The organism is Bradyrhizobium sp. 35 (genome assembly GCF_023073215.1).
Lineage (GTDB): Bacteria > Pseudomonadota > Alphaproteobacteria > Rhizobiales > Xanthobacteraceae > Bradyrhizobium > Bradyrhizobium canariense_D.
In genome coordinates, this window is record NZ_JADPJC010000053.1 from 254,263 (window position 1) to 281,209 (window position 26,947).

Below are 26,947 nucleotides of genomic sequence, written 5' to 3' on the forward strand. Positions count from 1 at the left end.
TGATTTCGCCCTGCCTGACGCTCGCGCGCCCGCAAGACCACGGTCTCACACGAGTTTGACGCCGCCCCTGCTTTGCAAGGGCGGCTTTGCGCGTTTAGACTTCGACCATGGCAGTGAGATTCCTCTTCGCGCGCACCCTGTGTCTGGCTCTTGTGCTGGGAGCCGCCGGCCTCGCTCCGGCGCTGGCGCAGGCTGATCCGCCGGCTCCGCCCGGCAAGCAGAAGAAACTTCCGGAAGCGCCGGCCAAGCTGCCCAAGGTCGACCGCACCAAGAATCTCGATTTCCTGTTCGGCGCGCTGAAAGCTGCGCCCGACGAAGCCAGCGCCAAGCATGTCGAGGCGCGGATCTGGGCGATCTGGATCCAGACCCCGAGCGACACCGCGGCGCTGCTGATGGCGCGGGCCAAGACCGCCGTCGACGCAAAGAAGATCGAGGTTGCGATCAAGCTGCTGGATTCGGTCGTCAAGCTCAGGCCCGACTACATCGAGGCCTGGAATCGTCGTGCGACGCTCTACTACATGCAGAACGATTATGGCCGCTCGCTCGCCGACATCCGCGAGGTGTTGATCCGCGAGCCTCGTCATTTCGGCGCGCTCGCAGGCCTCGGCATGATCATGCAGGAGGTCGGCGACGAAAAGCGCGCGCTCGAAGCCTACCGCAAGGCGCTCGCCGTCAATCCGCACCTCGAGAAGATCCCCGACCAGGTCAAGGCGCTGATCGAGAAGGTCGAAGGCCGCGATATTTAGCGGACAAGTCGATCATTGCTCGAGCGAATGCGGCGCAGGCGGATTAACCACGATGACACGCGCCGCGTTACAAGGGGTGTGGATGGCACCGCCGCAGGCCTACCTTCATGGCGGGAGCACAGCCATGAAGCGTTTGATCTTTGCAGGTATGTTGCTGTTGGCGTCGGGCACGGCGAGCCTCGCCGACGGACTGTTCTGGGTGGTCGGCAATCGCGCCACCGGAAAATGCAACATCGTGACCAGCAATCCCGTGATCTTCGGCGACGTCTGGTTCGGTGACGGTCCTTACAAATCGAAGGCCGACGCCAAGCTTGCCCGTTCGACCATCCGCGCCTGTCCCGCACCCACGCCTGACGAGGAAAAGGACGAGGACAGCACGAACTAGGTCGACAGCAATCTAGTGCAAAACGCTGCCTTCGCGCTCGGCGAGGCCGCGATCGACCGCTGCGGCGTAGGCCTTTGCAAGCTCCGTCTCGAGGTGCTCGTTGATCAGCAGCAGCGCGCGCACGGCACCGCGCAGGTCACCGTGGCAGCTTGCCACGATCTCGTCGATCGCAGTATCTTTGGATCTCAGGCTCATCGAAATTCTCCGGTTCAAATCAGGATAAATCCTGCCGGTCTTCCCGCATCCCTGAGGGTTGCGAGCACGATCGGCGCCCACCTGCGTCTAAATGGCGGAACCGACCATGGCGATTATAAGGAAGCCGCGATGACGAGTGCATGAAGCTGTTTCGAAGCCTGCGTGCTCCGGGGAGCAGTATTGATTTCATTGCGTTTTTCTCGCTTGAATTATGCACATATCCACAGCCCCGGCATTTCAAGTGGAGCGCGGGGGCTCCCCGGGCGAAACTGCCGGCCGCAAGCCACGTAACTGCCCTGTGACTTGGGTCGCCCGGATTCCGTCCATGATCGTGATGTCAGTCGTGACCGCGCTGGTTGTGCTGGCGCTGGTCACGCAGGCCGGCGTCCTCGCCGTGCAACGCGCCTTTCCACCGCAGGGCCGGATGATCGAGGTCGAGGGTGCCGTGCTTCACCTCGTCGATATCGGCCCGCGCGATTCGGGCCTGCCGATCGTGATGCTGCACGGCGCGAGCTCCAACCTCGAGGCAATGCGGCGGCCGCTCGGCGATCTCCTCGCCAGGAACCATCGCGTCATCCTGATCGACCGTCCCGGCCACGGCTGGAGCACGCGGGCGCGGCGGCAGGATTCGACGCCGGAGGTCCAGGCGCGAATGATCGATGAGGCGCTCGGCAAGCTCGGGATCGATCGCGCGGTGTTCGTGGTGCATTCCTGGAGCGGCGCGCTCGGCGCGCGGCTGGCGCTCGATCATCCCGGCCGCGTCGCGGGCCTTGTGATGCTCGCGCCCGTCACCCATCCTTGGCGCGGCGGCGTCGGCCGCTACAACGAGATCATCGCAACGCCCGTAATCGGCCCGCTGTTCGCCTACACCATAACCCTCCCGCTAGGCTATTTCCTGAGCGAGTCCGGCGCGCGCAACGTCTTCCTGCCGCAAACGATGCCGGACGGTTTCGTGCAGGACTCCGCGACGCCGTTGCTGCTGCGCCCGCGCGAGTTCATCGCCAATGCCTATGATCTGGTGTCGCTGAAGCAGGCGGTGGCTGCGCAAGCTCCGCGCTACGGCGAGATAACGGCGCCGGTCACGATCATCGCCGGCGAACCCGACAAGACGGTAAAGACCGCCATTCACGCCCGCCCGTTCGCCGCCACCGTGCAGAATGCCAAGCTGATCGTGCTGCCTGATCTCGGCCACATGGTGCAGAACGCGGTGCCCGATCTCGTGAAGACAGAGATCGAGACGATGATCGGGAAAATCGTCCCGGCGCAGGCGACCGCCGATTAGAGCGTTTTCGAGCGAAGTGGATGCCGGTTCGCGTGAAGAAAACGCGTCAAAACGAGAAGCTGGAGCTTCGGTTCAGAACCGAAGCTCCAGCGGCCGCCGTTCCCGCGCTTACTGCTTGATCTTTCCGTCTTTGTCGAACTGCGACACGTAGGCCCAGAGATTGTTGATCTCGGTCTCGTTCTTGATGCCGGCGAACGCCATCTTGGTGCCGGGGATCTTGGCCTTGGGGTCCTTGATGTATTCCTTGAACACGGCCTCGTTCCAGGTGATGCCGGAATTCTTGTTGGCGTCGGAGTAATTGTAGTCCGGCGCGGTGCCGGACTTGCGGCCGTCGAGGCCGTTGAGCTCGGGGCCGACCTTGTTCTTGGCGCCTTCGCCGATCGCGTGACAGGCCAGGCATTTGTTGAACGACGACTTGCCGGCCGCGACGTCCTGCGCCATCGCGGCGGGTGCGGTGGCAATCGCGGTGAGGATGGTCAATGCGCCAAAAATCAGTTTTGTCATCGGGTGCTCTTCGTCTCTTCCCTGGGGGCTGGTCAGTTGCATGCCTGATCGGCAACGGTCGGACCTGCCGGTTTTGGCAGGCCTGCTCGGATTGGACAAGCCGCCAAACCATGGCAGGTTTCACGATTTCCTACTTGTCCCAGAGCGAACTCGCGCAGGATCGTCGATCCGACTTTCGGACGGCCTACCCAAACCACCGCGGACGTGGTTGATTTACCGCGACAAATCGATCATGCGGCCTTGGCCGGAAGGATATGCCATGAAGGAAATGTTATGGCCATCATGATGCCCGCGAGCGACCAGGCCGTGCTCGCGCGCCGCGCCGAGATCGTGGCTGCATTGCGCGCAATCGTGCCGGGCGAAGGCGTGATCGACAGCGCCGCCGAGATGCGGGCCTATGAATCCGATGGGTTGACGGCCTATCGGCAGCCGCCGATGGTCGTTGTGCTGCCCGACACGACCGAGCAGGTTTCGCTGGTCCTGAAATATTGTGCAGGGCAGGGCATCAAGGTGGTGCCCCGCGGCTCCGGCACCTCGCTGTCCGGCGGCGCGCTGCCGCTGGAAGACGGCGTGCTTCTGGGCCTCGGCAAGTTCAAGCGCATCCGCGAGATCGATTTCGACAACCGCGCCGTCGTCACCGAACCCGGCGTCACCAACCTCGCGATCAGCCAGGCCGTCGCCCATGCTGGGTTCTACTACGCGCCGGATCCGTCATCGCAGATCGCCTGCTCGATCGGCGGCAATGTCGCGGAGAATTCCGGCGGCGTGCACTGCCTGAAATACGGCATGACCACCAACAACGTGCTCGGCTGCGAGATCGTGCTGATGAGCGGCGAGATCCTGCGCATCGGCGGCAAGTCGGCGGAAAACTCCGGCTACGATTTGATGGGCGTCATCACCGGCTCGGAAGGCCTGCTCGGTGTCATCACCGAGATCACGGTGCGCATCCTGCAAAAGCCGGAGACGGCGCGCGCGCTGATGGTCGGCTTCGCGCAAGTCGAGGCGGCCGGCGAATGCGTGGCGCGCATCATCGGCGCCGGCATCATTCCCGGCGGCATGGAGATGATGGACAAGCCCGCGATCCACGCCGCGGAGGCCTTCGTCCATGCCGGCTATCCGCTCGATGTCGAGGCCCTCCTCATCATCGAGCTCGACGGTCCCAAGATCGAGGTCGACGAGCTGATCACGCGGGTCGAGACGATTGCGAACGCTTGCGGCTCGACCACCTGCCAGATCTCGACCTCGGAAGCCGAGCGCAATCTGTTCTGGGCCGGCCGGAAAGCCGCCTTCCCCGCCGTCGGCCGCATTTCGCCCGACTATCTCTGCATGGACGGCACCATCCCCCGCGGTGCGCTGCCGAAGGCGCTGGCGCGCATCCGCGAGCTCTCGGAAAAGTACCAGCTTGGTTGCGCCAACGTGTTCCATGCCGGCGACGGCAATCTGCATCCGCTGATCCTCTACGATGCCAACAAGCCCGGCGAGATCGAGCGCGCCGAAGCCTTCGGCGCCGACATCCTGCGCGCCTGCGTCGAGTTCGGCGGCGTGCTCACCGGCGAGCACGGCGTCGGCATCGAGAAGCGCGATCTGATGCCGGAAATGTTCAGCGAGATCGACCTCAACCAGCAGCAGCGTCTGAAATGCGCCTTCGACGCGCAGGGCCTGCTCAATCCCGGAAAGGTGTTTCCGACCCTGCACCGCTGCGCCGAGCTCGGCCGCATGCACGTCCATGCCGGGAATCTGGCATTCCCGGACATCCCCCGGTTCTAGGCGCTTGCGCCGATGGAAGGGCTTGCGATGCACGCCTCTTTCCTCGGCAATGCCTACAGCAGTCCGTATTGCGCCCGCTCGCGCTTCGCCAGCAGCGGCAGGGCTTCGCCAGCGATCCAGGTCTTGAAATGCGCGCTCTCCTGGTGCGCCTTGAATGCCGCCTCGTCGCGGAACAGTTCGTAGAACAGGAACTGGGCCGGATTGTCCTTTGCGCGCGAGATCAAGAACAGCTTGACGCCGTCCTCGCGCTGGGCCTCCGGCAGGAAGCGGTCGAGGATCGCGGCGATCTTGTCGGCCTCGCCCGGCTTCGCTTCCCATTGCGCGACGACGAGCAGGCCGCCGCCGTCGACGGCGTCGCTGAGCGATTTCTGCGTGGCATAGTGGTTCATGATGTCGTCTCCGTCGGTTGGTCTCTCGGTGCAGATTTGTAGCGATCGGCTGTCGGCTTTGGTTCGCCGGTGATCGAAGTGTCGATGTCGTGAATGCTTCGATGAGGATCGAATCTTGGCCGTGGCTCCGAGGTCGAGCCGGATCGCGCGGCAATGGCCGCTGTCGTCACGCTGCATTTGATTTTGGCGGCGAATTTCGCTACCGCCTTTGCCCGTGGATACGCTCAAGGTACGAGACGCCAAAGACGTCGAAGAGGTGGTGCGCGCGGCGATTGCCAATGAGCAGCCGCTCGAGATCATCGGCCATGGCTCCAAGCGCGGCATCGGCCACGCGATGGCGACCAACGCCGTGCTCGACGTCTCCGCGCTGAATGCCATCACCGGCTACGAGCCCAACGAACTCATTGTCACGCTCCAGGCCGGGGCGCCGCTGGCCGACGTGCTGTCGCTGATCGATGCCAAGAACCAGCAATTCGCCTTCGAGCCGATGAACACCGCGCCGCTGCTCGGCACGCCCGCGCTCGGCACCATCGGCGGCATGATCGCGGCTGGCCTGGCCGGTCCGCGCCGGATCAAGGCGGGCGGCGCGCGCGACCATCTGCTCGGGGCGCATGCCGTCTCCGGTTTCGGCGACAGCTTCAAGACCGGCGGCAAGGTGGTGAAGAACGTCACCGGCTACGACCTCTGCAAGCTTCTCGCCGGTTCCTGGGGCACGCTGTCGGTCATGACCGAGGTCACGCTGAAAGTGATGCCCAAGCCGGAGGCCGAGCGGACGCTGTTGCTGCGCGGGCTCGACGATGCCGCCGCCAACAAGGCAATGACGGCGGCGCTCGGCTCGCCTTTCGATGTCTCCGGGGCCGCGCATCTGCCGACATCGGCGTTCCGGACCGAGATCGAAGGTCTCGGCGATATCGCAGGCCAGGGCGAGGCGCTGACCGTGCTGCGGCTCGAGGGCATTGCCGCCTCGGCCGCCCACCGTGCCGGCTCGCTGCGCGAATTGCTGGCGCCGTTCGGAACCGCAATTCTCGTCGAGGACACGGCGTCAGCGGCGCTGTGGACCACGATCCGCGACGTCCTGCCGTTCGCGGCCAGTGGCGCGCTGGGGGCCTGGCCGGTCTGGCGGATCGTCTGCCCGCCGGCGTCGGGCGCGGCGCTCGGGACCCTGCTGGCGCGCGAGACCGGTGGCGACGTGATCTACGATTGGGGTGGTGGACTGATCTGGGCGGCGGTGCCACCGAAGCCGGACGCGCATGCTCGGGCCGTGCGCGAACGTACGAATGCCGCCGGCGGGCACGCCACGCTGATCCGGGCGGCCGAGGACATCAGGCGCGCGATCGATGTATTCCACCCGCAAGCCCCTGGCCTTGCCGCGTTGAGCGAGCGGGTCCGCGCCAGTTTCGATCCGAAGACCATCCTCAACCGGGGGCGGCTGACGCGAGGCACTGCCGCATGAAGACCGAATTTTCACTCGCGCAGCTCGCCGATCCCGACATCGCGGAAGCCGACAAGATCCTGCGCGCCTGCGTCCATTGCGGCTTCTGCACCGCAACCTGTCCGACCTATGTGCTGCTTGGCGACGAGCTCGATAGCCCGCGCGGCCGCATCTATCTGATCAAGGAGATGCTGGAGAAGGACCAGACGCCGACGGCCGAAGTGGTCAAACATGTCGACCGCTGCCTGTCGTGCCTGGCCTGCATGACGACCTGCCCCTCGGGCGTGAATTACATGCATCTGGTCGATCAGGCCCGGGTCAGGATCGAGCAGCGTTACGAGCGGCCGCTCGCCGAGCGGCTGCTGCGCCGAGTGCTGGCCTTCGTCCTGCCGCACCCGCAGCGTTTCCGCGCCAGCATGTGGCTGGCGCGGCTGGCCCGCCCGCTGGCCGCGTTCCTGCCGACGCCGCGGCCGTCGGCGACGCCCGGCCTGGTTCTGCGCCTCAAGGCGATGCTGGCGCTGGCGCCGGACCGGCTGCCGCCGCCCGGGCCCGCCGCCGGCAGTGTGTTCGCGGCACTCGGCAAGAAGCGCGGCCGGGTCGCGCTGCTCCAGGGCTGCGCCCAGCAGGTGCTGGCGCCGCGCATCAACCAGGCCGCCATCAGTCTCCTCACGCGCCACGGCATCGAGGTCGTCCTTGTCAGGGACGAGCAGTGCTGCGGCGCCCTGACCCATCACCTCGGCGACGATCAGGACGCATTGGCACGGGCTCGCGCCAATGTCGCGGCGTGGCGCGCGGAAGCGGCCGGCGAGGGGCTCGACGCCATCCTGGTGACGGCGTCAGGCTGCGGCACCGTGATCAAGGACTACGGCTATCTTCTGCGCGAAGACGCTGCGTTTGCCGCCGATGCGGCGAAGGTCTCTGCGCTCGCCAAGGACATCACTGAATACGTCGCCGGCCTTGGACTCGCGGCCACGACGCGACAGGACAACATCGTCGTCGCTTATCACTCTGCGTGTTCGTTGCAGCACGGGCAGAAAATCACGGGCCTTCCGAAAGAATTGCTTTCCAATAACGGATTCGTGGTGAAAGATGTGCCGGAGAGCCATTTGTGTTGCGGTTCGGCGGGGACTTACAACATTCTCCAGCCCGAGCTTGCGGGCCGGTTGCGCGATCGCAAGGTCGCCAACATCGCGAGCGTCAAGCCGGACATGATTGCCGCAGGCAATATCGGCTGCATGGTGCAGATTGCCAGTGGCACGTCAGTTCCGGTCGTACACACGATTGAGCTTCTCGATTGGGCTACGGGCGGGTCGCAGCCGGCATTGAACGCGCAAGACTGAGCTTTCGAAGACTAAGCTTTCGAAGGCTGAGCTTTCGTCCGGAGATAACGGCTGAAGACACCCGATCGACCATTGTTCGGCGGCAACAGGAGGATCACGATGGCGAAAGCGAAGAAGAAAAAAAGCAAGAAGGCCAAAAAGGCCAAGAAGGCAGTAGCGGCGAAGAAGACCTCAAAGAAGGCAGCCAAGAAGTCCGCGAAGAAATCCGCGAAGAAGTCTGCCAAGAAGGCTCCAAAGAAATCTGCGAAGAAGGCCGCGCCAAAGAAGGCCGCTAAGAAGGCTGCGCCTAAGAAGGCCGCCAAGAAGGCTGCGAAGAAAGCGGCGCCGAAGAAGGCGAAGGCAGCTCCGAAGCCGTCAACGCCGGCAGCTCCGGCTCCCGAGCCTGCCGCCGAGACAAGCTGGGCGATGCCTTCGTCTTCTGCGGACACGACACCGGCCGAAGGACAAGGTTAGGCCCAAGGTCAGGCCAAAGGCTGGATCCAATCCGACGACCATGATCGGCAACAGGAAGGCCGCAGCCGGCGATGCTGCGGCCTTTTTGCATCGGCGCGTCGGCGCGCGGGGATGATCTCGTCGGGAAGCAGCCTGATTCGTGGCACGGGCAGCACGGTACCGCCGGACCCGTACTAACGCGGGCCTCCCAGTGCACTTTGGAATGCAAATAATGTGATCGAGAAGACACACGGGCTGACAACCTTTCGTGGAATCGTCAGAACGCCCAAAAAGTCGGCAGATGCCCGCGTTTTTTGCTTCACGGTTTGCCTCACCCCATCCAGATTGCCGCAGTTACGAAATTTGCAATCAGGTCGAGCGTTCCGGGGGCTTCCGGGATCCGGCTGGGGTCTTAGAACTGGTGATGGGGATCGAAATGAAAAAAGTGGCTTTGTTGGCAACGGCGCTGGCAATGGTGACGGGCTCGGCTTTCGCGGCAGACATGCGAGTGAAGGCACTGAAGGCCCCGCCGGTGGTCGCGTTTGATCCCTGGGATATCGCCTTCGGCGGCGCCATCATGAGCGACTACATCTTCCGCGGCGTCACGCAGTCGAACCACAAGCCGTCGGTCGCGGCCTATTTCGAGCCGCGCTACAACGTCAACAAGGACCTCCAGCTCTACGTCGGCGTGTCCGCCGAGAGCATCTCCTTCGCCAATCGCGCTGCTGCTGAAGTCGACATCTACGGCGGTATCCGCCCGACCTTCGGCGCCTTCGCCTTCGATATCGGTGTCTGGGGCTACCTGTATCCGGGCGGCAGCTGCGCCGACAACGTGCTCACCGGCGGCATTCCGGGCGGCAACGTCTGCGGCGTCAGCACGACCACTATCTTCCTCGCCGACGGCAACGTCATGAAGAAGGACGTCAGCTTCGTCGAAGTCTACGGCAAGGTGAACTACACCATCAACGACAGCTTCACGGTCGGCGCGACCGAGTACTACTCGCCGAACTTCCTGAACTCGGGTGCCTGGGGCAACTACGCTTCGTTGACCGCCAAGTACACGGCGCCCAGCACGGCCTTCGGTGCTTCCGGCATGGGCATGTACGTCTCGGGTGAGTTCGGCCGGCAGTGGTTTGGTACTTCGGACGCCTTCTACGGCACCGGCGTCGGCACCGTTTTCGCCAACGGTATCCCCTACAAGGACTACAACACCTGGAACATCGGCATCGGCTTCACCTACAAAGTGTTCACGCTGGACCTGCGTTACTCCGACACCGACCTGAACAAGGGTGATTGCAACGCCTTCACCAGCGCCTTCAACGCCACCGGCACCACCAACGTCACCGCGATCAATCCGGGCGGTGCTGGCTCCAACTGGTGCGGCGCGGCCGGCATTGCCAAGCTGTCGTTCGACCTGACGGCCATGAGCAACCTGAAGTAAGCTTCTTCCCGAAGCGACTTGATGAGGGCGGCAGGGCAACCTGCCGCCCTTTTGCTTTGGGGCTTTGGGGCGTAGGCCAGGGGCCCGCATGGTTCGAGACGGCCGCCTCCGGCGGGCTCCTCACCATGAGGGGTCACAGATCTCACCGCGAGGACAGACCTCATCCTGAAGGCCGAAAAAGGCGGGCGTCTCGAAGCACGGCCGCAACCAAGGGCCATAGCCTCAGAGCTTCGTCGGGCCGTCTCAGCGTGCCGCGCTCGGCTCCTTCTCGACCGGCACACCACCGTCACCGAGGACGTGGATCGCGCCGTGCTTCACCATCGTCACCTTGCGGGTATGGAAGGCTTCCAGCGTCGAGCGGTGGCCGATCGAGACGAGGGTGGCCTGTGGCAGCTTCTCCGCCAGCAGCCGGTACAGGCGGGCCTCGGACGGCTCGTCCAGCGAGGCCGTGGCCTCGTCCAGGAACAGATAGTCCGGCGCGTGCAGCAGCGCGCGGGCGAGCCCGAGGCGCTGCTGCTCGCCCAGCGACAGCATCCGGTTCCAATGACCGTCCTCCTCAAGCCGCTCGGCGAGGTCGGGCAGGCCGACCGCGATCAGCGCGTCCCTGACGCGTGCAGTTTCAAATGCGCCCGGCGCGGCCGGATAGACCACCGCGTCGCGCAACACGCCGACCGGGAAATAGGGGCGCTGGGGCAGCATCATCAGCTTCGCTTTTTCCGGGACGAAGATGGTGCCGGTGCCGAACGGCCAGATGCCGGCGATGGCGCGGAACAGCGTCGACTTGCCGGAGCCCGACGGTCCGGTCACCAGCACGCGCTCCGGCGTCTGGACGGAGAAGGCGTCGGTGGCGACCAGCGGCGTGCCGCTCGGCAGGTTCACGCAGAGCTGTTCGAGGGTGATATTGCGATTGCCGCCGGCGGCCTTGAGGGCGATCGCAGGCTCGTGCGGCGGCAGGTGCGCGGCCGCATCGACCGACATCTCGAAGCCGTCGAGGCGGGCGACGATCGAGCGCCATTCCGCCAGCGATCGGTACGCCGTGACGAAGAACGACAATGCGCCCTGTACGCTCGAGAAGGCGGAGGCGGTCTGCATCATGTCGCCAAGCTGGATCTTCTTGGCGAAGAAGGCCGGCGCCACCAGCACGTAGGGAAAGATCACGGCGGCCTGCTGATAGCTCGCGGTGAACGCGGTGAGGCGCTTGGTGCGGCTCATGATGGCATACCAATTGCCGATCACGAAGCCGAAGCGGTCCAGCAGCCGGCCGCGCTCGGCGCCTTCGCCCTTGAGCAGCGCGATCTGCTCGGAATTCTCGCGGACGCGGACGAGGTTGAAGCGGAAGTCGGCCTCGAAGCGCTGCTGCTCGAAATTGAGATTGACCAGCGGGGCACCGATCCAGTGCGTCAGCGCGGTGCCGAAGATCGCGTAGACCAGCGCGCCCCAGCACAGATATCCGGGGATCATGAGGTCGGCGCCGAACAGGTGCAACGGCGCAGCGTTGGAAAGCCCCCAGAGGATGATCACGAAGGAGAACAGCGTCACGATCGACGAGAGCAGGCCGAGCCCGATGGTCAGGGTCTGCTCGACGAAGTTCTTGACGTCCTCGGTGATGCGCTGGTCCGGGTTGTCGGCCGCATCGCCCTTAAGCTGCATGCGGTAGTGGGTGGCGCCTTGCAGCCATTCGCCCAAATAGTGCCGGGTCAGCCATTGCCGCCAGCGGATCTGGAGCCACTGGTTCAGGTACAGCTTGTAGACCGCCAGCGCGATGAAGGCGGAGGCGAGGCCGATGAAGATCCAGATCTCCCTGACGAAGCTATCCCAGTCACTTGCCTGCAGTGAGCTGTAGAACCGGTTCTGCCATTGATTGACCAGGACGTCGATCGCGACCAGCGCCAGCTCCATCGCGATGACTGCGGCAAGCAGGCCGCGGCCGGCCCATTTGTCCTCCGACCGGAAATAGGGGGCGGCGATTCGCCAGACGATCGCGAGCGTGGCGCTGATGTTCTTCACAGAGCTCTGTCTCCTGAGGGATGTGCACAACTGCCCGGGCCAAAGACTTGGGACGACGGCGGAAATCGGCGCGCTTAGACTAAAGTCGCAAGTCCTGCAATTTGCGTTGGCTTGTCGCAGCTTGCAACCCTAGCATGGGGCTCGACGGCGCGGGGTGGGGGCCTTCGGGATTTCGCGAGCTTGTGAGCGGACGGGAACCGCTGCATTCGCGAGGAATTCGCGTCCAGCTCGGGGGTTATCGCTTCAGCGTCAAGCAGGATCGGCTGTCCACGCGGGCCGCCTGCAGCACACATGCGTGGGGGAGGAAGATCATGTGGAATCAAGTTTATGACCCGTTGCACAGCCCCGTGCTGTCGACGATCGCGGCGGCAGTCCCTGTCGTCACATTGCTGGTCCTGATCGCGAGCGGACGGGTCCAGGCTCATATCGCAGCGGTCATCGCTGTGATCGTGGCCAATTTGATCACGATCTTCGTCTTCACCATGCCGGCGAACATGTCGATCCGCGCCTCGGTGCTGGGCATCGTCACCGGGTTCTTCCCGATCGGCTGGATCGTTCTCAACGTCATCTTCCTCTACCAGGTGACGGTGAGCACCGGGCGCTTCGAATTGCTCAAGCGCGCGGTCGGCGGCGTCACCGAGGACCGGCGGCTGCAATTGCTGCTGATCGCGTTCTCGTTCGGCGCCTTCTTCGAAGGCGCCTCGGGCTTCGGCACGCCGGTCGCGATCACGGGCGCCGTCCTGATCGGCCTCGGCTTCTCGCCGCTTGCAGCAAGCGGCCTGTCGCTGATCGCCAACACCGCGCCGGTCGCTTATGGGGCGCTGGGCACGCCGATCCAAGGCCTTGCCTCGGTGACCGGGCTTGATCCCTACATCCTCGGCGCGATGGTCGGCCGGCAATTGCCGTTCTTCTCGCTGATCGTGCCGTTCTGGGTGGTGTGGGCGTTCGCGGGCTGGAAGGGCATGAAGGACGTCTGGCCGGCGATCCTGGTCACCGGCGTGTCGTTCGCGGTCCCGCAATTCGTGATCTCGAACTACGTCAATCCCTGGATCGTCGACATCGGGGCGTCGCTGATCTCGATGGGGGCGCTGATCCTGTTCCTGAAGGTCTGGCAGCCCAGGCAGCTCTGGCTGTCGCCGGCGCTGCGCGGCCGCGATGAATCGGCCGCCACCATGGCCGCGGCAAAACCGATGGACAAGACGCCGCTGACGCAGAGCGAGCTGTTCAGCGCGCTGCTGCCGTGGATCATCGTCTGCATCGTGATGCTGATCTGGGGCAATGGTGGATTCAAGACCTGGGCGAACTCGATCTTCACCTGGAACTATCCCGTTCCCGAGCTGCATCAGATGATCAACAAGATGCCGCCGGTCGCGCCGGGGCCGACGAAAGAGAGCGCGGTGTTCGGCTTCACCTATCTCTCGTTCACCGGCACCGGCATGCTGATTGCGGCGATCATCTCAGGCTTCCTGATGGGCGTCGGTCCTGGCCGGCTCTTGACGGAATACGGGCGCACCATCCGGCTTTGCGCGATCTCGCTGATCACGATCTCGGCGATGCTCGCGATTGGCACGCTGACGCGGCTCTCCGGCGTGGACGCGACGCTCGGTCTCGCCTTTGCTGCAACCGGCGTGCTCTATCCCTTCTTCGGCACGCTGCTCGGCTGGTTGGGCGTGGCGCTAACGGGATCGGATACCGCTTCCAACGTTCTGTTCGGAAATCTTCAGAAGATCACCTCCGAGCAGCTTGGTCTGTCGCCGATCCTGATGGCTGCGGCGAACTCGTCCGGCGGCGTGATGGGCAAGATGATCGACGCCCAGTCGATCGTGGTCGCGTCCACCGCGACGAATTGGTACGGGCACGAGGGCACGATCCTGCGCTTCGTGTTCTGGCACTCGATCGTGCTGGCCTCGTTGGTCGGCGTGTTCGTGACGCTGCAGGCCTATGTCTGGCCGTTCACGGCGATGGTCCTGAAGTAGCAGGCCACGCCCGGCTTCAAGCCAAATCCCCGCGAGGTTGCTCCTCGCGGGGATTTTTGCGTGGCCCATGGGCGAACCTTCTCAACGGCGCCGCCGTCTTATAGAAGGTGCCGCAAATCACGTCGGTCGAGAGGTCTCATGGTTTCGTTCAGGCAGATGGTGTGTGCGGCGGTTGCAACGCTCGCGATGTCCACGCTCGCGCGTGCGGAGGACGGTTTTCCGTTCGGCACCGAGATGACGCTGGAGGCGCTGCCGCAGCCGGGCTCGAAGCGGATTCCGAACATCGAGATCGGCGACAATGGCGAAGTCGTGCTGGAGCTCTGGTGCAAGGGCGGCAAGGGCCAGTTCTCGGTTGCCGGCAACACCGTGATCTTCGTCCCCGGCCAGATCCAGGACCGCTCCTGCCCGCCGGCAAGGGCCCAGGCCGACGACGATCTCGTTGCAGCCCTGGGCAGTGTCGAGACCTGGAAGCGCCAGGGTGACGTGCTCACGCTCGTCGGCCCCAAGCCGCTGCGCTTTCGCGTCAACGGCAATTAGCCCCTGCTGTCATTCCCCGCGACCCGGCTACGCCAAGGCTTCGCCGGGGTTGAGGTCCAGGGGCGCCGAAGCTTTAGCACAGGCGGCAGGCGGGGAATCCAGTACGCCGCGGCTTCTCGATTCATCAAAACCTTCTCGGAGTACTGGATCGCCCGGTCAAGCCGGGCGACGACCGAGAGTTGATATGCGGGCTACATCACTTCCACACCGACTTGTCGGCGTCCCAGCGCTGGCCTTTCAGCTCCTTGGTGAGCGCCTCGACCGAACCGTTGTCGTCGGGCTGATCGCCTTCCTCGTCCGCGGTCGCTTCGTCCGAGAGATTGAGCTTGGCGCCGCTGCTCTCGTCAGTGGTCGTGGTCGCGGGACTCCCGATCCAGAGCATGAGCTTGTCGGTCGTGCCGGGCTTGTCGGGCGAGACGAGGCCCGCGACCTCGATCGTGTCGGTGAGCTCGAGCGCGGGAAAATCCTGGTTCGGTCGCTTGAACACCAGCTTGAGCTTGCCGGTCGCCGGGTTGAAGCTTTGCGAGACCGGCTTTGCCGCGAGCGTCCTGCTCAGCACGCCAGCCACCGCGGCCGCGAGCTTGTCGCGGTTGATCTTGTCGCCCTCGCGCCAATCGGCGGCGGCAATGCGGATGGTGCGGTCCATCTCGGTCATGCCCGCGGTCCAGCCCGCGGCGGTGACGCCGGGCGTCGCCTTGAATTTCGCCAGCAGCGCGCCGGCGCGCTCCGGATCGACCGACATGTTGATGGTCTGCTCGCCCGCGCGCAGCGCGTCGCAGCCGACGGTGAGACTCGCCAGCGTCACCTCGACGTCCTGGCCCTTCAGGCTCTTCAGGAACTCGGTCGCGGCATCCAGCTTGACCTTGACCGCGATCGCTTCCGGCGAGACGTCGGTGAAGTCCTTCGGCTGCGGCGTGATGCCGTCGTCGGAGGTCTGGTTGTCGAGGAATTCCTTCTCGCTGAGATCGGAATTGTCGGGCGAGGTGACCTCGGTCACGGTCTGGCCAATGCTGATCTGGCCGCGGAATTCGAACGTGTCTCCGGCCTGTTTGCGCAGCAGCTTGACTGTGACCGGCGCCTTCGCGCCGAGGCTCTGCGTCGTACCCGTCAGGTTCTGGCCCGCGACCTGGAGATTGACGACGAAGCGGTCCTTGCGGTCGGAATTCTTCGCGACGGGATAGCAGACGTCGAGCACGGCTGCGGTGACGGTCTTGCCCTGGCGTGTCTCTTTCAAGATCACGTCGGCATTGCCGTCCATCAGCCCGTCGATCGAGGTGAAATAGCGCGTCTCGACGCCGCCGGGCGCCGTGGCCTTCGGCGCCAGCTTCATCTGGGCGGATGCGACCTCTGGCGAACCTGCAAGCAGAGCCGCCAGAACGGCCGTGGAGCAAAACACAAGCGCGCGCATCGACGAAATCCCCGGGCAAAGTGGGCATGATCCGGAAAGTGTGAAGCGGTTTTCCGACGAGATCAGGCCCAAACAATTCGAATCGGCCGTCACCGTAGTGGGTTTTGGCCGCCGGTTGAATTGGAAAGCACGGGCCATGATCGGCAAAAAGAAGGCCGCCCGGAGGCGGCCTTCGCAGCACTGTCAGGCGAGGTTCGGCCTTAGAAGCCGCCCATACCGCCACCGGCCGGCATGCCGGAGGCGGCTTCCTTCTTCGGCGACTCCGCGACCATGGCCTCGGTGGTCACCAGCAGACCGGCGATCGATGCGGCGTCCTGGAGCGCGGTACGCACCACCTTGGCGGGGTCGATGATGCCCTTCTCGACCATGTCGACATACTCCTCGGTCTGGGCGTCGAAGCCGAAGGTCTCGGACTTGTTCTCCAGGATCTTGCCGACGACGATCGAGCCTTCCACGCCCGCGTTCTCGGAGATTTGGCGGATCGGGGCTTCCAGTGCCTTCAGCACGATGTTGATGCCGGCCTGGACGTCGGCATTGGCGTTGGTCAGACGGCCGACCGCCTTCTTGGCGCGGAGCAGCGCGACGCCGCCGCCGGGGACGATGCCTTCCTGCACCGCGGCGCGAGTGGCGTTGAGCGCATCCTCGACGCGGTCCTTCTTCTCCTTGACCTCGATCTCGGTGGCACCGCCGACGCGGATCACCGCGACGCCGCCTGCGAGCTTGGCGAGGCGCTCCTGGAGCTTCTCACGGTCGTAATCCGAGGTGGTTTCCTCGATCTGGGCCTTGATCTGGCCGACGCGGGCCTCGATCTCCGGCTTCCTGCCGGCGCCCTTGACGATCGTGGTGTTCTCCTTGTCGATCACAACCTTGCCCGCGCGCCCAAGCATCTTCACCGTCACGCTCTCGAGCTTCATGCCGAGGTCTTCGGAGATCAGCTGGCCGCCGGTGAGGATCGCGAGGTCCTCGAGCATGGCCTTGCGGCGGTCGCCGAAGCCCGGCGCCTTGACGGCGGCGACCTTCAGGCCGCCACGGAGGCGGTTGACGACCAGGGTGGCCAGCGCCTCGCCCTCGACGTCCTCGGCGATGATGACGAGCGGCTTGCCCGACTGCACCACGGCTTCCAGCACGGGCAGCATGGCCTGCAGGCCGGACAGCTTCTTCTCGTGCAGGAGGATGTAAGCGTCCTCGAGCTCGGCCGTCATCTTCTCGGGGTTGGTGACGAAGTAGGGGCTGAGATAGCCGCGGTCGAACTTCATGCCCTCGACGATGTCCACCTCGGTGTCGAGTGACTTGTTCTCCTCGACGGTGATGACGCCCTCGTTGCCGACCTTCTGCATCGCCTGCGCGATCATCTTGCCGATGGCGGCATCGCCGTTGGCCGAAATGGTGCCGACCTGGGCGACCTCGGAGGAGGCGGCGACCGGCTTGGCGCGCTTCTCGATGTCCTTGACGACGGCCGCGACCGCGATGTCGATGCCGCGCTTGAGGTCCATCGGGTTCATGCCGGCGGCAACCGACTTGGCGCCTTCGCGGACGATGGACTGGGCCAGCACGGTCGCGGTGGTGGTGCCGTCGCCGGCGAGGTCGTTGGTCTTGGAGGCGACCTCACGCACCATCTGGGCGCCCATGTTCTCGAACTTGTCCTCGAGCTCGATCTCCTTGGCGACGGTGACGCCGTCCTTGGTGATGCGGGGCGCGCCGAACGACTTCTCGATGAGCACGTTGCGGCCTTTCGGGCCGAGCGTCACCTTGACGGCGTTGGCGAGAATATCGACGCCGCGCAGCATGCGTTCGCGCGCGTCTCCGGAAAACTTGACGTCTTTGGCAGCCATGGTCTGCAATTCCTCTTCTTCGTGATGTGTCTTGCTAATTGGGTCGCCTCATTCCGGGGTCCGCGATCGAACCCGGCGGAATGATGCATGCCCGGATCGAGTGACCCGGGCATGCATTCAGCGGCCGTTCAGGCGTCTGGCCTTAGGCCATCACGCCCATAATGTCCGACTCCTTCATGATCAGGAGCTCATCGTTGTCGATCTTGACCTCGGTGCCCGACCACTTGCCAAACAGCACACGGTCGCCGACCTTGAGGTCGATCGGGATCAGCTTGCCGGCCTCGTCGCGACCACCGGGGCCGACGGCGACGACTTCGCCCTGGGACGGCTTTTCCTTGGCCGTGTCCGGAATGATGATGCCGCCCTTGGTCTTTGACTCGGCGTCGATACGTTTGACCACGACACGGTCATGCAGCGGACGAAATTTGGATTTAGTCATGACGTTTCCCTTTGGAGGCTCGCTTCGGAAGGAGAGGAAGTGGGCGGGCGGCGCTTCCGTCCACCCTTCCCGAGGATCGATCGGCGCGCGTTAGCAATCCATCTTTCAGAGTGCTAATGGTGCGCCCGGGAATATGGCTTGGCCGCGATCCTGTCAAGCAAAGGTGGTTAAGCGATTGGTGAGACGGATATAGGATGGTGACATTGGAAACTTGTTCGGGGTGCCGGCGTATTAAAGGACGTCATTGCTCCGGCAGCGGTTTTGCGCTTGGCTGCGTAAGGGGTGCGGCCATGGTTTTGTCCGGGGGAATGCCATGATCAGTTCAGCTCACGCGCGCACGGTCGCCAATCTGGCGGCGGCTTCTTGCCTGGCGCTGCTGCTTGGTGCCTGCGGCGGCGGCATGAGCCTGCCGTCCTTTTCTTCGTCCTCACCGCCCCCCGAGGCCGAGCCCGGCACCGGTCCGGAAATGCCCGCGTCGATCCGCGCCGACGAGATCGTCGGGCGCTGGGGCCTGGCCTCGTTCCAGAACCCGGCCGACCGCGCCCGCACCGAGGCTGCCGCCCGGGCCCAATGCAAAAATCCTTACGTGATCACGGCCGGCTCCTCCGGCGGCGTGATCATGCATCTGGCCGACCAGGCAACACCGCAGGAGCTGCGCCTGAAGGGCTCGCCGAGCGGCAAGAACTATATCGGGCCGGCAGGTCCGACGCCCGGCGACCAGGACCGCGAGATCGTCTCCTTCGACGGCCGCGTCCTCATCACCCGCTTCATCGACAAGGACGCCGCCACCCGCTACGGCAACATGGTCTACGTCCGCTGCGCGCCGAGGGCGTAGTCTCTATCCTTCGTCATGCCCCGCGACCCGGCTACGCCAAGGCTTCGCCGGGGTTGAGGTCCAGGGGCGCCGAAGCTTTAGCGTAGGCGGCAGGCGGACATCCAGTACGCCGCGGCTTCTCGGCTCAATCATTGCCGTCTCTGGAATACTGGATCGTCCGCCTGCGCGGACGATGACAGCGGGGGACGATAGACAACAAAAAAACGCCGGCTTGCGCCGGCGTTTCGTTATTCAGAGCGTCGCGTCCGTTCAGTCGAACAGCGCGTCGATGTCGTCCTGCGAGGCGTGGCCGACGTCGCCTGCGAGCTTCGGGCCGTTGAGAAGCTTGTCGTCATCGCTGCGGGTGTCGACCTGCGGCACGACGTGGGACTTGATCGCGTCGACGCCGCCCCAGATTTCCATCATGGAATTGATGTGCTGCTCGATGAACTTCATCGTGCTCATGACCTTGCTGATGCGCTGACCAGTCAGGTCCTGGAAGTTGCAGGCTTCGAAGATCGAGATGACGCGTTCCTGGATATCGTCGGCGAGCCGCTTCTGCTGATCGGCCGATTGCACCTTGGCCATCGCGCTGGCCGCCTGGTCGATCGACTCGGCGGCTTCGAGGATCTGCTGGGTCGCCTGTTCGGTACCGCCGACGACCGCGCCGAGCTCGCCATTGACCTTGGCCATTTCGCCGCCGTCGAAGCTCTTGCCATGCAGTGTCGCGATCTCGCGCTTGGTGCGGTCGATGGCGTCGTGGATGAGGTCGAGCTCGACCTTCAGCTTCTCGCACTGCTCGATCTGCGCTCGGTAAGTATCGAGCATGGTACGGGCTTCCGAGAGCTCGTGGGCGGTGGAGGCGTCGATCGCCGCCATGGCGGCGCTGCCGGACAACGGCGCGGTGCCCTTCGCCATCTGCGTGCGGATCGCACGCAACTCGGCCATGATCTCGCTATGCATCGGCGCAGCCTCCTCAATCATTTCGGGGCTGGGCATCTCGCCGACAATAGCCTCCTCGACACGAAAACGTTTGCGGTGAATAGCCATCAAGAACTCCCCCCACCTCACTCACGCGTCTTTGTAGGCAGAAGCGATTTAACACGAAGTTCACAGCCGGAACTGTCGTACGGCTGTGCGCGACGGCTTGCAAACGAGCGATTAACCATGCGTGCGCGGCGTTCATCGAAAATAAACGCTGATCGCCAAATTGCGCCGCTGCCGACGACGTGGTGAATCGAAATGGCGTTTCCGTTTACCAAACAAAACGGCTTTTGCTCTTTATTGACCACGTCGCGGGTGCGGATCAGCCATCACCTCGCCACGACGCATGTGATCTAGACGAAACAGTACAGAGTACGTCGATGTTCAAGAAAATGTCTGTTGCGCTGCTTGGCAGCGCTTGCACCTTCCTTGCCGGCGTCAACAGCGCCAGCGCCTTCGACAATAGCGTGCCGAACGATCCGCCCGCGGTGCTGTACCAGCCGCAGGTGCCGCCTGCGCCGGTTCGCGTCGCGTCCAATTCGAACATGGGCGGCGGCTTCATCGAGTTCATCTTCGGTGACGGGCCCGGTCGCGGTCCGGCCTACGCTCCGCAGCAGCCGGTGTATCAGCAGCAGCCGGGTTATTATGACCAGCGCCGCCTGCCGCCGATGGGCGAACCGCAGATGCAGGACGCAGGTCTCCAGCAGGAGGCGGTCGACCCGCGGCAGCGTCAGTTCGATCCGAAATTCGAGAAACAACTCGTTGACTATAGCGGCAACGAAAGCGCCGGCACGATCGTGGTCGATACGCCGAACAAATTCCTCTACCTCGTCGAGGGCAACGGCCGCGCGATGCGCTACGGCATCGGCGTCGGCCGCCCCGGCTTCACCTGGTCCGGCGTGAAGTCGATCACGGCCAAGCGCGAATGGCCGGCCTGGACGCCGCCGGCGGAAATGATCGCGCGCCGTCCTGACCTGCCGAGGCATATGGAAGGCGGCCCCGAAAATCCGCTCGGTGCGCGCGCGATGTATCTCGGCTCGACGCTCTACCGTATCCACGGCTCCAACGAGCCTTGGACCATCGGTACCAACGTCTCCTCGGGCTGCATTCGCATGCGCAACGAGGACGTCATCGATCTCTACGGCCGCGTCAACGTCGGCACCAAGGTCGTGGTGATGTAGGCGCATAGCGCTCGGAACCAAAAACGGCCGCCTCATCGGCGGCCGTTCTCGTTTGGAGCAAGGATAAGAAGCGTCAGGCGTAATCGCTGCCGCCATCATCTCCGCCGCCGAAATCGCCGTCGTCGGCGAGGTCGACATTGCCGCCGTCATTGTCGTTCTGATCGTTGTAATTCTGGTCGTCGTTCGAAGCGTGGTCGGCGAAGCCCTGCCGGGAAGCATCGCCGCGGTTCGAGCCGATGTCGTCGAGGCCGGCATCGCGCGCGAGCGAGCCGCCGGACTGATCGCTGCCGGTCCAGGGGCTGCGATCGCCCAGGGCATTGGTGTCGCCGAAGGCCTGCTGATGCGATCCGCCCATCATGCCGCGGATGCTGGAGAGCAGCAGCGAGCCGCCGACGACGCCGGCCGCGGCGGCCGCCGCCGTGCCGAGGAACGAGCCACCGCCACCGCCGATCGGCGGCGCACCATAGCCCTGACCCGGTCCTTGGCCGTAGGCCTGCCCGTACGGTGGTTGGCCATAGCCCGGCTGGGGCTGCTGCCTCGCCTGGCCGCTGTTCCATACCGGCCGCGAGTCACGCGGCGGCACGTTCGGAACCGAGCCGCGCGACGGGCCCCCGCCGAATAGCGTGTCGCGCATGGTGTCCAGGAAACCGCCGGACTGCGCCTGCTCGGGCGCCTGCGCCGCCTCCAGCTCTTGGATGCGGTTGTGAGCACGCTTCAGCGCCTCGTCCTGCAACAGCACGGTCTGCACCAGCGCATAGATGGCGCCGGGCGCCTTGCGCAGGCCGTCGGAGATCGCGGCGATCGCGTCGGGATCGCGCGGTGCATTTTCCAGTTTCGAAAGCCGGTCGAAAAGCTCGTCGACGAGCTGGCGTTCCTGCGGCGTCATGGTCAGTCTCCCTCGCGCAAAACAAGCGCGAGGCAGATGTAGGGTTCCATTGTGGCCCCAACAGTGCCGGCTGGATTAAATTTCGGTATGCGACAAGCTGCCCCGCGGGGCGGCTTTCTCGCAAACTTCGCCGGTTTTACCCCAGCGTGACGCCGCTGTCCGTCAGCAGGCGCGCAAAGGCATCGCCGGCGAGATAGGAGTGCTCGCGTTCGCGGACATCCGTCATCGGGTCGAGCCCGGTGAGAATTTCGTCGACGAAGCCGGGATGACACATCACGAGGCCGCCATCCGGCAGGCCTTCGAGAAATTGCCGCATCAGCTCGCCGAAATCGGCCGCCCGCGTGAAATCATAGGCGCCGGCGAAGCCGGGATTGAAGCTGAGGCCCGCGCTGACGGCACGGCGGCGGAATTGCGCGCTGAGAATGTCGAGCACCATGGCTTTCGGTGAGGCCAGCCGCTGCATCAGCGGCAGGTCGCGGCCGCCCTGGCGCACCCAGGCTTTTGGCGCGACTTCGCTCACCGCATCGACAAAGCCGTCGCGCACCTGCGGGTAGAGCTGCACATGCTGATGGCCGTCGACGAAGTCAGGCGCGCGTCCGAACGCTTTCGCGAAGGCTGCCAGCTGCGCCTTGACCTCGTTGCGAAAGAACTCGCGGTCGAGCCTTCGCGCAAGACCCGCGCGCAGCAGCTTCGGAAACGGGAGAAACATGTCGCCGTCGAGCGGACGGAAATGCATGGTGAGCGGCCGGAACGGTGCCGACAACGTCACGTGCAATCCGATCGCGCAGCGTGGGCTCGCTTGCGCTGCCGCCTGGAGCGCTTCGATCTCGCTGCGCTCGACCGCAGGTCCCACCATCATCACCGAGGTAGCGTTGAGACGGCCGCGTTCGATCAGGTCGCGGATGGCGCGATTGACGCCCGGGCTGATGCCGTAATCGTCGGCGCAGAGCCAGATCCGCCGCAGCGGCGCGGCCGCGCTCATTCGGCCGCCGTCCTCTTCGAGGCGTCCAGGCTTGAAGCGTCCTGGGCCTTCTCGGTTTCGAAATGCTTTTCACTGTGCTCGGCGACGAAGTAGATCGGGCGCGCCTTCAGCTCGGAGAGGATCTTGCCGATATATTCGCCGACGATGCCGATCATGATGAGCTGCACGCCGCCGATCGTCATCAGGCCGATCACGAGTGAGGGATAGCCGGGCACCTGCTTGCCGGTGGTCAAGACCTCCCAGAGGATCGACAGACCGAACAGGAACGCTCCGCCGGCGAGGATCACGCCGAGCAGGCTGGCGAAGCGCAGCGGCGCCACCGAGAACGAGGTGACGCCTTCGATCGAAAGACCAAGCAGGCGTGCGGCGCTGAAGGTCGTCACGCCATGGGTGCGCGGCGCGGGCTCGTAATCGACGCGGATCTGGCGGAAGCCGATCCAGCTCGCGAGGCCCTTGAAGAAGCGGTTGCGCTCGGGCAGCTGCCTCAGTGCTGCGACCGCGCGCGGCGACAGCAGGCGGAAGTCGCCGGCGTCTTCGGGAATCTTCTGGCGCGCGCCCCAATTGATCAGCGCATAGAAGCCGCGCCCGGCGAGCCGCCGCAGGAAGGGCTCGTTGTCGCGATGCGCCTTGGCGGTATAGACGACGTCGTAGCCGTCCTCGATCCAGTGCCGCACCAGTCGCTCGACCAGCGACGGCGGATGCTGGCCGTCGCCGTCCATGAACAGCACCGCGCCGAGCCGGGCATGGTCGAGGCCAGCCATCAGCGCGGCCTCCTTGCCGAAATTGCGCGACAGCGACACCACCTGGACGTCGACCGCGTCGGCCGGCAGCGAGCGGGCGATCGACAGCGTCGCGTCCGCGCTACCGTCGTCGACATAGACGACCTCGCAAGCCAAGCGATAGCGCTGCCGCAAGGTCTTTGCGAGATCGCAGATGCGCTGGTGTAGGGCGGCGAGGCCCGCGGCTTCGTTGTAGAGCGGGACGACAATCGACAGCCCCTTCGCGGCGGCGCTTGCCGCGTTGGTCGTCATGCCGGAAACGTCAGAGCCCAGCGTCATCGATCAAGGTTCCAGAGGCGTTCAAGGTCATCTCAACAGCATATGGTAGCTGCCGTTTGCTGTCGCTACGCTGAACGGAATTGCTCAACAAACTTTGGGCTCACTGCCGCAGGAACGCCTCGAGCCTGGCGAACAGCGGGTTCTCCCGGTCGAACACGTAATCCAGCGAAACCACCGAGACGGTCTCGGCGCCATGCCCGCGCAGGAAGCTCGCGAGTGCATAGAGCTGGCCCGGCGGGCAGTGCAGCGTGAGCATGCCTGACGAGGTCGGTCCGCCGAACGGGGCTTCGACGCCGAAGCGCTCATGGGCCTCGGTGAGCATGGCCGCGTCGCACTGGCGGAAGCGGGTGCGGACTTCGCGGTATTTGTTGGCCCGCGCCCGCGCCGCGATGTGATCGAGGATGATTCGCGCGGTCTCCCGCGCTTGCGGCGACCAATCGGCGTCCCTTGAGGCGACCAGATTGGCCTGGCTGCGCAGGATCACGCCGTCGTCGAGCACCCGCAATCCGTTGGCGGCGAGCGTCGCGCCGGTCGTGGTGATATCGACGATCAACTCGGCGCTGCCGGCGGCCGGTGCGCCTTCGGTCGCGCCCGTGCTTTCGACGATGCGGTAATCGGTGATGCCTTGGCTCTGGAAGAAGGCGCGGGTGAGATTGATGAACTTGGTTGCGACCCGCATCCGCATGTGATGCTGCTCGCGGAAGCCGGTGGTGACGTCGTCGAGGTCGGCCATGGTGCGGACGTCGATCCACGCCTGCGGCACCGCGACGACGACGTCGGCATAGCCGAAGCCGAGGCCTTCGATCAGGGAGACGCGCTTGTCGGCGTCCGCGATGGTCTCCCGCACCAGATCCTCGCCAGTGACGCCGAGATGCGCCGAGCCGCGGGACAGTTGCGAGGCGATTTCGCTCGCCGAGAGATAGGCGACCTCGACATTGTCGAGGCCAGCGAGCGTGCCGCGATAGTCGCGGGCGCCGCCCGCCTTCGACAGCTTCAGCCCGGCGCGGGCGAAGAAGGCCTCGGTATTTTCCTGAAGGCGGCCCTTGGACGGAACGGCCAGAACGAATGGCGCGCTCATGACTTAAGCTCCCACCTTGCGGCCGATCCGGGTCAGCGCATCCACCCAGACCGAGAAACCGACCGCGGGGATCGGCTCGGCCGATCCAAGCTGGGTCATCAATCCGTCATAGCGGCCGCCGGCAACCAGCGGCTCGGCGCCGTTGCCGCGGTGATGCAGCTCGAATTCGAAGCCGGTGTAGTAGTCGAGCCCGCGCCCGAACGCGGTGGAAAAGCGCGTCGCCTTCACATCGATGCCGCGCGCGGCCATGAAGCCGACCCGGCTTTCGAACTGGTCGATCGCAGCACTGAGGTCGAGCTTCGCATCATTGGTGAGCGCGCGCAGCTCGGCCACGGCGTCATCGGGGTTACCCGATATCGACAGGAAACGTTTGAGCACGGCGATGGCCTCGCGCGGCAGCGCGCCGCCCTTCAGCGTCGACTGCTCGAGGAAGCGGTCGGCAATCTCGGCGGTGGTGCGGCCGCCGACATTGGTGGTGCCGGCGATCGACATGAGGTCGGTTACGAAAGCGAGCGCTGCCTTGCGGTCGGAGCCGGCGAGCGCCGCGAGCACGCCCTCATATTCGCTGCGGGTCGCGGTGGTCGCGGCTGCCAGCCGCTCGAGATCTTGCTCCAGGCTGATCTTGCGGTTGAAATCCTTGACCAGGCGGCGGCGCCAGACCGGATAGAGGTCGAGCGCGTCGAGCAGCGCGTTGAACAGCGCCACGTCGCCGGTGCGGATCTCGACGTCGCGAACGCCGAAGGCGGCGGTCGCCTCCAGCGCCAGCGCCAGCATTTCGGCATCGGCCGCGGCGCGGTCCTGGCGGCCGAACGACTCGATGCCGGCCTGCAGGAATTCGCTGCTCTGGCCGCTGCGGTAGCGGAACACCGGGCCGAGATAACTGAACCCGGCCGGCTGGCCGGCACGGCCAGAGCTGAGGTAATCGCGGGCCACCGGTATGGTCAGGTCCGGGCGCAGGCAGAGCTCATCGCCGGATAGGTCCGTGGTCAGGTACAGGCTCTTGCGGATGTCCTCGCCGGAGAGATCCAGGAACGGTTCGGCCGGCTGCAGGATGGCGGGCTCGGCCCTGACATAGCCGGCCTGCGCGAACGACAGCAGCAGCGTGTCCGCCCAGGCGGAGCCGGCAGCATTTGAGGTGGCAGTCGCGGTCATCTCGGGGTCCATCGTCCCGGTGGAACCGGGCAGGGCAAGCAGGGAACGAATTGCCGCAGGCCTTAGCATGGCCCGGAAGCGGTTTCGACCTCCAAAGGATCAATCGCTTAACAGCGCCGGAGCGACGCACCGTCAGCAGAGGATGCGAAGCCCAATTCAGGCGTCGTCGCCAAGCTAGGTAATATAATACCTAATCGCGCTGCGGCCGATCGAGTTAGGTTGGACGCCTCACCCTCATTCATTCGGCCAGCGAGCTCTCCGGGCCGCTTCCACGAAGGAATGGCCGCCTGGCCGGAATGCTCGCTGCCTCACATGTAACCTCATCCGCGAGCTGCTTGGCCCGGTTGAGGGTGTCCACTGGTCGCATGCTCAATTTGGGTAGGGCGGACGGTCCGTTCGCAGAGCCTTCGTTTACAATGCGAAAGTTGGTTTCCGATTCATGCGGCAACGCACAGACGTTATCGGAACGGTCGCGCGACACACGCTGGCCTATATGCTGTTTTGATTAGCGAGATGTTCCGGCACTACGACTTAGATCCACTCGACCTTCTGATCGTTCGTGCCATTCTCAATGCCCCGCGACCTGCGGCGCGCCGGGGCCAGAGCGCCGGGTGGTTTGCGCCGCGCTAAAGTCGCCGTCTCTACGAAGAACGTCAGGTAAGCAGCAGAACATGGATCAAAGCCGTCTAGTCCCTGCTCG

General features: G+C 64.6%; 25 protein-coding genes. 12 read left to right on the plus strand and 13 right to left on the minus strand.

The annotated features are described in order from the left end of the window. Positions 1-107: 107 nt before the first annotated feature. Positions 108-746 (plus strand): tetratricopeptide repeat protein, encoded by a 639-nt coding sequence (locus tag IVB36_RS11530; protein ID WP_247369071.1) that lies wholly within the window; start codon positions 108-110, stop codon positions 744-746. 124 nt (positions 747-870) lie between these two features. Beyond that, complete coding sequence (locus tag IVB36_RS11535; RefSeq protein ID WP_018453420.1) at positions 871-1,131, plus strand: hypothetical protein; 261 nt, start codon at positions 871-873, stop codon at positions 1,129-1,131. A 12-nt stretch (positions 1,132-1,143) separates the two neighbouring features. On the opposite strand, the gene IVB36_RS11540 is transcribed toward IVB36_RS11535, so the two are convergent. After that, on the minus strand, positions 1,144-1,326 hold the full coding sequence (locus tag IVB36_RS11540) for a hypothetical protein (protein ID WP_007596968.1): 183 nt from the start codon (positions 1,324-1,326) through the stop codon (positions 1,144-1,146). A 325-nt stretch (positions 1,327-1,651) separates the two neighbouring features. Between IVB36_RS11540 and IVB36_RS11545 the strand changes: the two genes are divergently transcribed. Then, positions 1,652-2,608 carry an alpha/beta hydrolase gene (locus tag IVB36_RS11545; protein ID WP_247299345.1) on the plus strand — a complete coding sequence of 319 codons (957 nt, stop codon included), beginning with the start codon at positions 1,652-1,654 and terminating at the stop codon, positions 2,606-2,608. Positions 2,609-2,716: 108 nt separating this feature from the next. Here the strand turns inward: IVB36_RS11545 and cycA are convergent, their stop codons facing one another. After that, positions 2,717-3,112 carry a cytochrome c-550 CycA gene (gene cycA / locus IVB36_RS11550; RefSeq protein WP_018453422.1) on the minus strand — a complete coding sequence of 132 codons (396 nt, stop codon included), beginning with the start codon at positions 3,110-3,112 and terminating at the stop codon, positions 2,717-2,719. Between the two features lie 273 nt (positions 3,113-3,385). On the opposite strand from cycA, the gene IVB36_RS11555 reads away from it, so the two are divergent. After that, positions 3,386-4,879, plus strand: coding sequence for an FAD-linked oxidase C-terminal domain-containing protein (locus tag IVB36_RS11555; protein WP_018453423.1), 1,494 nt, complete (start codon positions 3,386-3,388; stop codon positions 4,877-4,879). A gap of 53 nt (positions 4,880-4,932) precedes the next feature. Here IVB36_RS11555 and IVB36_RS11560 read toward each other — a convergent pair whose 3' ends face one another. Beyond that, positions 4,933-5,268: an antibiotic biosynthesis monooxygenase family protein gene (locus tag IVB36_RS11560; RefSeq protein ID WP_026232528.1), complete on the minus strand. Its 336-nt coding sequence runs from the start codon at positions 5,266-5,268 to the stop codon at positions 4,933-4,935. Between the two features lie 214 nt (positions 5,269-5,482). Here IVB36_RS11560 and IVB36_RS11565 point away from each other — a divergent pair, with 214 nt between their 5' ends. The 4 genes from IVB36_RS11565 (at position 5,483) to IVB36_RS11580 (ending at position 9,913) form a co-directional block, all read left to right on the plus strand. Further along, positions 5,483-6,721 (plus strand): FAD-binding protein, encoded by a 1,239-nt coding sequence (locus IVB36_RS11565; RefSeq protein WP_018453425.1) that lies wholly within the window; start codon positions 5,483-5,485, stop codon positions 6,719-6,721. Further along, on the plus strand, positions 6,718-8,040 hold the full coding sequence (gene glcF / locus IVB36_RS11570; protein ID WP_018453426.1) for a glycolate oxidase subunit GlcF: 1,323 nt from the start codon (positions 6,718-6,720) through the stop codon (positions 8,038-8,040). Before IVB36_RS11565 ends, glcF begins: the two co-directional genes overlap by 4 nt. A 99-nt stretch (positions 8,041-8,139) precedes the next feature. Then, entirely contained in the window at positions 8,140-8,493 is a 354-nt protein-coding gene (locus IVB36_RS11575; RefSeq protein ID WP_083926345.1) for a histone, read from the plus strand. Positions 8,494-8,908: 415 nt separating this feature from the next. Next, positions 8,909-9,913 carry a TorF family putative porin gene (locus IVB36_RS11580; RefSeq protein ID WP_026232529.1) on the plus strand — a complete coding sequence of 335 codons (1,005 nt, stop codon included), beginning with the start codon at positions 8,909-8,911 and terminating at the stop codon, positions 9,911-9,913. 243 nt (positions 9,914-10,156) lie between these two features. Here IVB36_RS11580 and IVB36_RS11585 read toward each other — a convergent pair whose 3' ends face one another. Beyond that, positions 10,157-11,920 (minus strand): ABC transporter ATP-binding protein/permease, encoded by a 1,764-nt coding sequence (locus IVB36_RS11585; RefSeq protein WP_018453429.1) that lies wholly within the window; start codon positions 11,918-11,920, stop codon positions 10,157-10,159. Positions 11,921-12,231: 311 nt separating this feature from the next. Here IVB36_RS11585 and IVB36_RS11590 point away from each other — a divergent pair, with 311 nt between their 5' ends. Both IVB36_RS11590 and IVB36_RS11595 read left to right on the plus strand, forming a co-directional pair. Then, entirely contained in the window at positions 12,232-13,896 is a 1,665-nt protein-coding gene (locus IVB36_RS11590) for an L-lactate permease (protein ID WP_026232530.1), read from the plus strand. 138 nt (positions 13,897-14,034) lie between these two features. Next, positions 14,035-14,433, plus strand: a complete 399-nt coding sequence (locus IVB36_RS11595; protein ID WP_018453431.1) for an META domain-containing protein — start codon at positions 14,035-14,037, stop codon at positions 14,431-14,433. 196 nt (positions 14,434-14,629) lie between these two features. Here IVB36_RS11595 and IVB36_RS11600 read toward each other — a convergent pair whose 3' ends face one another. The 3 genes from IVB36_RS11600 to IVB36_RS11610 all read right to left on the minus strand — a co-directional run bounded on the left by IVB36_RS11600 (position 14,630) and on the right by IVB36_RS11610 (position 18,112). Then, complete coding sequence (locus IVB36_RS11600; protein WP_247299347.1) at positions 14,630-15,841, minus strand: hypothetical protein; 1,212 nt, start codon at positions 15,839-15,841, stop codon at positions 14,630-14,632. Between the two features lie 200 nt (positions 15,842-16,041). Further along, complete coding sequence (gene groL, locus IVB36_RS11605) at positions 16,042-17,673, minus strand: chaperonin GroEL (RefSeq protein ID WP_018453433.1); 1,632 nt, start codon at positions 17,671-17,673, stop codon at positions 16,042-16,044. Positions 17,674-17,815: 142 nt separating this feature from the next. Further along, entirely contained in the window at positions 17,816-18,112 is a 297-nt protein-coding gene (locus IVB36_RS11610) for a co-chaperone GroES (RefSeq protein ID WP_007596954.1), read from the minus strand. 313 nt (positions 18,113-18,425) lie between these two features. Here IVB36_RS11610 and IVB36_RS11615 point away from each other — a divergent pair, with 313 nt between their 5' ends. Further along, positions 18,426-18,947, plus strand: a complete 522-nt coding sequence (locus tag IVB36_RS11615) for a hypothetical protein (RefSeq protein WP_018453434.1) — start codon at positions 18,426-18,428, stop codon at positions 18,945-18,947. Between the two features lie 249 nt (positions 18,948-19,196). Here the strand turns inward: IVB36_RS11615 and IVB36_RS11620 are convergent, their stop codons facing one another. Further along, the gene (locus tag IVB36_RS11620) at positions 19,197-19,976 is read right to left on the minus strand and encodes a protein phosphatase CheZ (RefSeq protein ID WP_018453435.1); all 780 of its coding nucleotides are present in this window, start codon (positions 19,974-19,976) and stop codon (positions 19,197-19,199) included. Between the two features lie 314 nt (positions 19,977-20,290). Between IVB36_RS11620 and IVB36_RS11625 the strand changes: the two genes are divergently transcribed. Continuing rightward, positions 20,291-21,091, plus strand: a complete 801-nt coding sequence (locus IVB36_RS11625; protein WP_018453436.1) for a L,D-transpeptidase — start codon at positions 20,291-20,293, stop codon at positions 21,089-21,091. Between the two features lie 73 nt (positions 21,092-21,164). Here IVB36_RS11625 and IVB36_RS11630 read toward each other — a convergent pair whose 3' ends face one another. The 5 genes from IVB36_RS11630 to IVB36_RS11650 form a co-directional block, all read right to left on the minus strand. Continuing rightward, the gene (locus IVB36_RS11630) at positions 21,165-21,977 is read right to left on the minus strand and encodes a DUF2076 domain-containing protein (protein WP_247391507.1); all 813 of its coding nucleotides are present in this window, start codon (positions 21,975-21,977) and stop codon (positions 21,165-21,167) included. Positions 21,978-22,113: 136 nt separating this feature from the next. Further along, positions 22,114-22,959 (minus strand): ChbG/HpnK family deacetylase, encoded by an 846-nt coding sequence (locus IVB36_RS11635; RefSeq protein WP_018453438.1) that lies wholly within the window; start codon positions 22,957-22,959, stop codon positions 22,114-22,116. Further along, positions 22,956-24,017, minus strand: coding sequence for a glycosyltransferase family 2 protein (locus IVB36_RS11640; RefSeq protein WP_018453439.1), 1,062 nt, complete (start codon positions 24,015-24,017; stop codon positions 22,956-22,958). Before IVB36_RS11640 ends, IVB36_RS11635 begins: the two co-directional genes overlap by 4 nt. A 100-nt stretch (positions 24,018-24,117) precedes the next feature. Next, positions 24,118-25,095, minus strand: a complete 978-nt coding sequence (gene hisG, locus IVB36_RS11645) for an ATP phosphoribosyltransferase (RefSeq protein ID WP_018453440.1) — start codon at positions 25,093-25,095, stop codon at positions 24,118-24,120. 3 nt (positions 25,096-25,098) lie between these two features. Beyond that, the gene (locus IVB36_RS11650; RefSeq protein ID WP_026232531.1) at positions 25,099-26,247 is read right to left on the minus strand and encodes an ATP phosphoribosyltransferase regulatory subunit; all 1,149 of its coding nucleotides are present in this window, start codon (positions 26,245-26,247) and stop codon (positions 25,099-25,101) included. Positions 26,248-26,947 lie beyond the last annotated feature (700 nt).

Bases quoted from the DNA above. Each gene is read 5' to 3' on its own strand.
- IVB36_RS11600 (WP_247299347.1), bottom strand. From the start codon at position 15,841: ATGCGCGCGCTTGTGTTTTGCTCCACGGCCGTTCTGGCGGCTCTGCTT.
- IVB36_RS11580 (WP_026232529.1), top strand. From the start codon at position 8,909: ATGAAAAAAGTGGCTTTGTTGGCAACGGCGCTGGCAATGGTGACGGGC.
- IVB36_RS11595 (WP_018453431.1), top strand. From the start codon at position 14,035: ATGGTTTCGTTCAGGCAGATGGTGTGTGCGGCGGTTGCAACGCTCGCG.
- IVB36_RS11635 (WP_018453438.1), bottom strand. From the start codon at position 22,959: ATGAGCGCGGCCGCGCCGCTGCGGCGGATCTGGCTCTGCGCCGACGAT.
- IVB36_RS11530 (WP_247369071.1), top strand. From the start codon at position 108: ATGGCAGTGAGATTCCTCTTCGCGCGCACCCTGTGTCTGGCTCTTGTG.
- IVB36_RS11625 (WP_018453436.1), top strand. From the start codon at position 20,291: ATGTTCAAGAAAATGTCTGTTGCGCTGCTTGGCAGCGCTTGCACCTTC.
- IVB36_RS11650 (WP_026232531.1), bottom strand. From the start codon at position 26,247: ATGACCGCGACTGCCACCTCAAATGCTGCCGGCTCCGCCTGGGCGGAC.
- cycA (WP_018453422.1), bottom strand. From the start codon at position 3,112: ATGACAAAACTGATTTTTGGCGCATTGACCATCCTCACCGCGATTGCC.
- IVB36_RS11640 (WP_018453439.1), bottom strand. From the start codon at position 24,017: ATGACGCTGGGCTCTGACGTTTCCGGCATGACGACCAACGCGGCAAGC.
- IVB36_RS11560 (WP_026232528.1), bottom strand. From the start codon at position 5,268: ATGAACCACTATGCCACGCAGAAATCGCTCAGCGACGCCGTCGACGGC.
- IVB36_RS11535 (WP_018453420.1), top strand. From the start codon at position 871: ATGAAGCGTTTGATCTTTGCAGGTATGTTGCTGTTGGCGTCGGGCACG.
- IVB36_RS11615 (WP_018453434.1), top strand. From the start codon at position 18,426: ATGATCAGTTCAGCTCACGCGCGCACGGTCGCCAATCTGGCGGCGGCT.
- IVB36_RS11630 (WP_247391507.1), bottom strand. From the start codon at position 21,977: ATGACGCCGCAGGAACGCCAGCTCGTCGACGAGCTTTTCGACCGGCTT.
- IVB36_RS11575 (WP_083926345.1), top strand. From the start codon at position 8,140: ATGGCGAAAGCGAAGAAGAAAAAAAGCAAGAAGGCCAAAAAGGCCAAG.
- IVB36_RS11610 (WP_007596954.1), bottom strand. From the start codon at position 18,112: ATGACTAAATCCAAATTTCGTCCGCTGCATGACCGTGTCGTGGTCAAA.
- IVB36_RS11545 (WP_247299345.1), top strand. From the start codon at position 1,652: ATGATCGTGATGTCAGTCGTGACCGCGCTGGTTGTGCTGGCGCTGGTC.
- IVB36_RS11590 (WP_026232530.1), top strand. From the start codon at position 12,232: ATGTGGAATCAAGTTTATGACCCGTTGCACAGCCCCGTGCTGTCGACG.
- hisG (WP_018453440.1), bottom strand. From the start codon at position 25,095: ATGAGCGCGCCATTCGTTCTGGCCGTTCCGTCCAAGGGCCGCCTTCAG.
- IVB36_RS11540 (WP_007596968.1), bottom strand. From the start codon at position 1,326: ATGAGCCTGAGATCCAAAGATACTGCGATCGACGAGATCGTGGCAAGC.
- IVB36_RS11620 (WP_018453435.1), bottom strand. From the start codon at position 19,976: ATGGCTATTCACCGCAAACGTTTTCGTGTCGAGGAGGCTATTGTCGGC.
- IVB36_RS11555 (WP_018453423.1), top strand. From the start codon at position 3,386: ATGGCCATCATGATGCCCGCGAGCGACCAGGCCGTGCTCGCGCGCCGC.
- glcF (WP_018453426.1), top strand. From the start codon at position 6,718: ATGAAGACCGAATTTTCACTCGCGCAGCTCGCCGATCCCGACATCGCG.
- groL (WP_018453433.1), bottom strand. From the start codon at position 17,673: ATGGCTGCCAAAGACGTCAAGTTTTCCGGAGACGCGCGCGAACGCATG.